This is a genomic window from Pseudomonadota bacterium, assembly GCA_018242545.1.
GTDB lineage: Bacteria > Pseudomonadota > Alphaproteobacteria > 16-39-46 > 16-39-46 > 16-39-46.
Genome location: JAFEBT010000084.1, coordinates 1 through 6,232, shown reverse-complemented (window position 1 = coordinate 6,232; position 6,232 = coordinate 1). Strand labels below are relative to the sequence as shown.

Sequence of the window (6,232 nt, the reverse complement as noted above, 5' to 3'; positions counted from 1 at the left end):
CTCTTTTCTTTTTAAAAGTCTATTTGTTATTTTAATTTATGGAAATAGTATTAGAGCAGAACGCGGCTCATGCCCTAAGAAAGAAGGGAGCGTAAAATGGCAAGGAAGTTTAAAGTCTGAAGAGGGAATGAATTGGAAATAATGGGGAGCGTAAAATGAAGGATCCGAAAAGATTGCTGGAGGCGTAAGAAAAGGTTTTTTTAAAGAAATAGCGTCAGTTGAAAGGTCTTCAACGTCACATACGTAATGAGAGGGAGGCTCTGTGGTTTCATGATAAGATACAATACATTTTTTATGAAAAAGGAAAGAAAGGTTTGTTATAAGAGGAGAAAGTTTTTTATGAAAAGACACAAAGCAACCTTGAAAAATAACCCACTGTTGACAGGTATTTTCTTGAATAAAAAGTGCTGAATACAAGCCATCAGGAGCGATTTTAAAATCTAATATGTTTGAACTTAAGCCCATGTTAGAAAAGTGAAAAGAAAGGCACATGGGTGTATTTGCTAGAAATTGACATCGATGAAGCTCAAAAAAATCAGAGCCTTTATCAGACAGATAATAGAGATCATTTCCAAAAATAACTGGACCTATAATAACAGATAGATCATCTCCATCAGAGGCTCCATCGATAAGAATTTCTTGCACACCATTAAAATAAGAGACTTGATAAGAACTTGTATAATTTTCATTTGCGCTTAAAATTTGATGCCCTTCGAGCTCTCCCACGGGTGTTGAATGATAGGTGTCACCAAGACATTGAACGTGTTCCGTTTTAAGGTCCATTTCAAAAAGAACATAATTTGGAAGAGAGAAATCTAAAGCCTCCCCCTCTTTTAATTTGGTAAAGAACAATTTTTTACCATCTTTTGAAAATCCTCTTTCCCAAAAAACATTTTCCAAGCCCAAGAGGAGTCGATGTTTTGTTCCTATAGTCTACTTTATAAAGATTCATAAGGTTATTTTGAGGATCACTCATCATACAATAAAGAAGGGGCTCGGTTGGATGAAGCGCGTGACTATGATGATTCGAAACGTGGAGTGTATAGGAGGGTGTTTGTAGATTTTCTAAAGCATAAAAATTAAATCTTCTTCTGCTTTAGAGACAGTCATAAGGGTATCTAAATTTGTATGCCCCATACCAAGATAAGAGCTGTTTTGAAGTGTAAAAATATCTAAAGGCGCGTCAGGGTCTTTCTTTGTAGCACTAAGACGGATCATTTCGGAAACATCAAGCACTGGAAAAGAAGAGGAAGCTTGTGCAGAGGGTTTTGCTTCGTCTTCTAATGCATGAAGGGAAGAAAGACTTAAAAAAAGGCCAAAAAATACATGTTTTAAAAAAGAAGACATTTAAAAAAACCGAGTTTAACCCTATAAATATTTATAAAAATAAAATAGAAGTTTAAAAAAGAAAGTTCAATAGAAATCAAACAATTTAAAAGATTGATAGAAAATCTTTCTCGCCCATTTGCTTTGAATTTCTCATTTAAGAGATGTATTTTTCAATACATAAGAAAAATTTTTGTTCAAAATGTTACATTTTGAACATGTCTTTGAATAAATACATAGGCTTTAAGATATTCATTTCTCAAATTTTAAAAAAAGATATAAATTCAAAAAATAGGCCCCTTAAGTGCTTAAAGATAGGATTTTAAATGCAGCGTTTTCTTTGTATATGTTTTTCGCTCTATTTTATGAGTGGGCTTGTTTCTCTTGAGGCAAGTACACTTGAGATCTATCGTCTTTTAAATCTTTTTGGCGATGTCTTTTCAAGAATCCGCACAGAATATGTCGAGCCTGTTGAAGATCAAAAACTTATTGAGACGGCTTTAAATGGGATGCTAACAGCGCTTGATCCCCATTCGAGTTATATGAACGAGAAGGAATTTCAAGATCTCAAAGATATGACGAAGGGAGAATTTGGCGGCATTGGAGTTGAGATTGTTGGAGAACACGGAGTTATTAAAGTTATTACGCCCATTGATGACACACCTGCTTTTCAAGCAGGTATTGAACCTGGGGATTATATTGTCGAAATAGATGAAAAACCTATTTTGGGCATGACATCTATGGAGGCCGTTGAAAAAATGCGCGGGAAACCAGGAACTTCTCTTAAGCTTAAGATTGTTCGAGAAGGGAAAGAACCTTTTGTTGTTGAGTTGAAACGTGAACAAATTAGTGTAAAACCCGTTCGATGGAAGATTGAAAAAGATATTGCAATTATTCGCATTACCACCTTTATTGATGAAAAAACAGGAGAAAAACTCCTTACAGCTCTTAAAGAAATTCAAGAGAAATTAGGGCATCCCCCCAAGGGAATTATTTTAGACCTTCGAAATAATGCAGGTGGACTTTTGGAACAAGCGATTGCTGTTTCTGATATCTTTTTAGATGCCAAAGAAGTTGTCTCCATAAAAGGAAGAGATGAAAAAGACTTTCAAAAGGCGTATTCAAATCCTGGAGAAGAAATGAAGGGAATTCCTATCATTGTACTTATTAATAATTGGACAGCTTCTTGCCCTGAAATTGTGGCTGGTGCTCTTCAAGATAACAAACGTGCAACGATACTTGGGACGCGCTCTTATGGGAAAGGATCTGTCCAAACGATTATGTCTCTTTCGGGATATGGGGGACTTCGCTTAACGACCCACCTTTATTACACTCCAAGCGGTCGGTCAATTCAAGCAAAGGGAATTGACCCCGATATTGAAGTGATACAATCGAAAGTCCAGATTATTGAGGAGCCTAAAGACACCTTTAGGGAAGAAAATATCCCAGGAGCTTTAAAAGTAGAACTGAATCGTCTTCAAAGAGAGAAAATTGATAAAGAAATATCCAAAAAAGAAGAGGGAAATAAAAAAGAGGGGCCTTCTCAAGACTTTTCCGAGGATTATCAATTACGTCGTGCTCTTGATCTTATGGAAGGATTAAGTATTGTGAAGGCCATTGAAAAAAGTATATAGCCTCAGTCAGGATAAAATGGATAAGAAACCATCTTTTCAAAAAAAATCAAAAAAATTTTCTTTTTTTTTAGGAATTATTTTGGGAAGTATTTTTGCAATTGGAGGTATTTTTTTTCTTTTTTCCACGAGCCTAAATCAATATTCACACGTCTCTTCACGTCTTCCAGTTTTAATTCCTCTTGGTAAAAAAGATATTCAAAGAGAAGAAGCAAGCCCAAAAACCATGCTGGATTCTTCTATTAACATAACTCCTTTTCAACAAAATCAAGTAAAAGTAAAGCTGGCGCTTGTTTTTGTAAGCGTAGGAGGAGAGGAAAAAACCTTATTAAAAGCCCTTAAAATTTTTCCAAAACAAGTTTCTTTTTCTTTTTCTCCTTTTATTCCGAATGTTTCTGAATGGATTATGACTGTTCATCAACAAGGACATGATGTCCTTTTAGACGTTCCTTTAGAGTCTTTAGAATATCCTCAATTAAATGAAGGATCCTACACACTCTTGAAAGGCGCTTTAGAAGAAGAAAATCTTTCCAAGCTTGCCTTTATTCTTGAGAAGGGAAAAAACGAAATTGCGGGCATATATGGATTTATGGGCTCCCGTATTTGCCGTTCTAAAAAAGATATGTATCCCATTTTAAAAATGCTTAAGAAAAAAGGATATCTTTTTTTGGAATCTAAGACGCCGCATTCTTGTGTAAAATCTTTGGCACATCTCTTAAACCTTCCTTATTATGAAAGCACTCAAGTATTGCCTTATGATGTTTCTGATGAAGAGTTTAAAAAAGGTCTCCAAGATCTTGAAAAGGAAGCCCTTAAAGACAGCTCAGTGATTGGAATTGGACATCTTGAAGAGGCAAGCTTAGATATCTTAAAAACATGGATGGATGGTCTTTCTGAACGCGGAATTAATCTTGTTTCTATTTCAACACTCTCAAAGGAGGAAAGTATATGAATGTTTTGAATTCCTCTTATCGTTGTAGCGTAGGGATTATTGTTTTAAATGCAAAAAAGGATGTTTTCATTGCGCACCGATGTAAAAGAGGCTCTGGATTAGAAACAATCCAAGCTCCTATTTCAGAGGAAGATCAAAAAAAGATATATGAAAATGAGGCTCTTAAGAAATTAGAGCATGTAAATCTTCCTTGTTTAAGGGATTATTTATGGCAAATGCCACAAGGAGGAATGGATCCTGGAGAATCAATTGAGGCCACGGCGATAAGAGAACTTGCTGAGGAAACAGGAATTACATCTATTAAGATTCTTAAGATAGGAGAAAAAGATTATTTTTATGATCTTCCTCCCCTGCTTTCCCAAAAAGTTTGGGATGGAAAATATATTGGACAGCGCCAGAGATGGGTTTTGATGCAATTTTTAGGAAGAGAATCAGAAATTAACTTAAAAACGCATGAGATTTGGGAATTTGATGCTTGGCGCTGGATTCATCCTATGCTTTTACCAGACCTCGTTACTCCTTTTAAGCGAAAACTTTATGAAGATCTTCTCATTGATTTTAAGCTTATATGATTTATAAATCTTTTCCTCAGGAAGCTAACATTTTTATCACTTGAGTGTCAATCCATTTTTTAAAGGGTGCAGAGACCATATCAACAGATCTTAAATTACTTAATGTTAATCCATCTGGTGTCGCAAGCTTTAAGAAGTTTGGATCACGTTCGACAAGAGCATCTAGAAGAGAAAGATTTTCATCTAGAAAGAGATAGGAAACATAAAGAGAACGTGACTGAAGATCCATTTCTTTTAGGCGGTCTTTATGACGCAGGCAAAATTCTTGTTTCCAAGGTCCAGAAGGAAGACATTGAAGCGCAATCGGAAAAATGTCGCGTGCATTGTCATTGTAAAGTAAAGTGGCGTCTGGAAGATTGGAAAAAAGAAGAGCCACTTCTTCGGGGGAAAGACAGGAGAACACGTTTTTCAGTTGAGGTTCTGAAAGAGTTTTAAGGATATTTTCACCAAAGGCACCAATATTAGCGAATAAAGTTTTGGCAGTTAAGGGGTTTTGCAAGAAGAGATTATGATATGTCAGTTGTGTATGGCGGTCCGTGGGATGAGAAAGAGTATGTATTGAAGCAAGTGGTTCTCTGTTGGGGAAAACAATTTCCAAGTAAGTTGGGAGGTATTTTACAAAACTATCTTGCAAAAGAGGAAAGAAGAGTTTTTGACGTGCGCCATCATTAGGAGCCTCTTGGAGTCTGCTTCTAAAATCATCTATTGAGGGAGAAGACTTAAGATTTGCCAGCGTTATTTTTGTCCAATCTTCCTCAGATTTTTTGAGAGATTTATAAATCTCCTCATAATTTATAGAGTAGGCACTTATCTTATCTCTTAGCAGTTTTACAGAAGAGTCTTCCACAAAGTATATTAAAAGTGAAAGGGAAGAGAGGTGGCTGGCAAGATCTTTAAAACGTCTAGATTTGTGTTGCTTTGAAAATTCCTCTTTCCAACGATCAGAAAGTTCGTCTCTAAGAGGTCCATTTTTATCAATTACAACCTTAACTTTTTCTTCTAAGGCTGGATTCTCAAAGCCACCTGTTAGAAGAGAAAGAGGAGCGTTAGAAAGAAGCTTTTGAACCTCAGTTTCATTTTGAGCTTGGTCTGCTTGTGTAAGAGCAGCTTTCCATTGTTCCTCAGCGTGAAAGCGTGAAGAAGAAGCTAAAGCTTCTGCTTTAATAACGTCATGTGTTTCGAGCCTTGGGCGCATGAGTTGAAAAAAGGCGCTGCTGGGACATCTCAAAAGATGGGTTTTCCATTCTTCAAAACTTTCAAGAGACTCGAGATCTTTCAGCCATTTAAGATTCCTTTCAAATAAAAGAGGATCTACTTCTCCGAAAAGATAATTTGTAAGGGAAAAAGGGTATACACCAAATAATTCGATAAAGGGAAGATAGGATGCCTGTTTATATTCCTCTTCAGAATAAAAAGAGGACCAACCATAACTATTAGATTGCGTTGGTGCTATCCTTCTTTCAACAAGTAATTTCTGAATGTATTGAAGAACGGTCAATCCTTCTTTATTTTTTAATGCCTTAAAAGCATTTTTTTGTTCGGATGTTTTTAAACCTTTAAATAAATCATTTAATTTATGATGAAAAACTCCTTGTGTTACAAAACTAAAGAGAACGGGCTCATTAAGCTCTGAGCTTTTAGCAAAAAAATCTGCCTCTTGAGAGACAAGAAAGCAACCAAGCTCCAAAGCTAATTAAAGGCATTAAAGGGGCAAATATTCTTGGAGATAAGATTTTCGATTGTACACATAT

6 protein-coding genes are annotated in these 6,232 nt (G+C 35.8%); 3 read left to right on the top strand and 3 right to left on the bottom strand.

What is annotated here, in order from left to right; translation table 11 throughout:
- Positions 1 to 36: 36 nt before the first annotated feature.
- Positions 37 to 852 carry a hypothetical protein gene (locus tag JSS34_08115; GenBank protein MBS0186279.1) on the bottom strand — a complete coding sequence of 272 codons (816 nt, stop codon included), beginning with the start codon at positions 850 to 852 and terminating at the stop codon, positions 37 to 39.
- Between the two features lie 213 nt (positions 853 to 1,065).
- Positions 1,066 to 1,347 carry a hypothetical protein gene (locus tag JSS34_08110; GenBank protein MBS0186278.1) on the bottom strand — a complete coding sequence of 94 codons (282 nt, stop codon included), beginning with the start codon at positions 1,345 to 1,347 and terminating at the stop codon, positions 1,066 to 1,068.
- A 305-nt stretch (positions 1,348 to 1,652) separates the two neighbouring features.
- Here JSS34_08110 and JSS34_08105 point away from each other — a divergent pair, with 305 nt between their 5' ends.
- From JSS34_08105 to JSS34_08095, 3 genes are all read left to right on the top strand, one after another.
- A complete protein-coding gene (locus JSS34_08105) occupies positions 1,653 to 2,960 on the top strand; it encodes a S41 family peptidase (protein ID MBS0186277.1) in 1,308 nt (435 codons plus the stop codon).
- A gap of 16 nt (positions 2,961 to 2,976) precedes the next feature.
- Positions 2,977 to 3,909, top strand: coding sequence for a divergent polysaccharide deacetylase family protein (locus JSS34_08100; GenBank protein MBS0186276.1), 933 nt, complete (start codon positions 2,977 to 2,979; stop codon positions 3,907 to 3,909).
- A gap of 215 nt (positions 3,910 to 4,124) precedes the next feature.
- On the top strand, positions 4,125 to 4,481 hold the full coding sequence (locus JSS34_08095) for an RNA pyrophosphohydrolase (GenBank protein ID MBS0186275.1): 357 nt from the start codon (positions 4,125 to 4,127) through the stop codon (positions 4,479 to 4,481).
- A gap of 16 nt (positions 4,482 to 4,497) precedes the next feature.
- Here the strand turns inward: JSS34_08095 and JSS34_08090 are convergent, their stop codons facing one another.
- Entirely contained in the window at positions 4,498 to 6,168 is a 1,671-nt protein-coding gene (locus JSS34_08090) for a hypothetical protein (protein ID MBS0186274.1), read from the bottom strand.
- Positions 6,169 to 6,232: the final 64 nt, after the last annotated feature.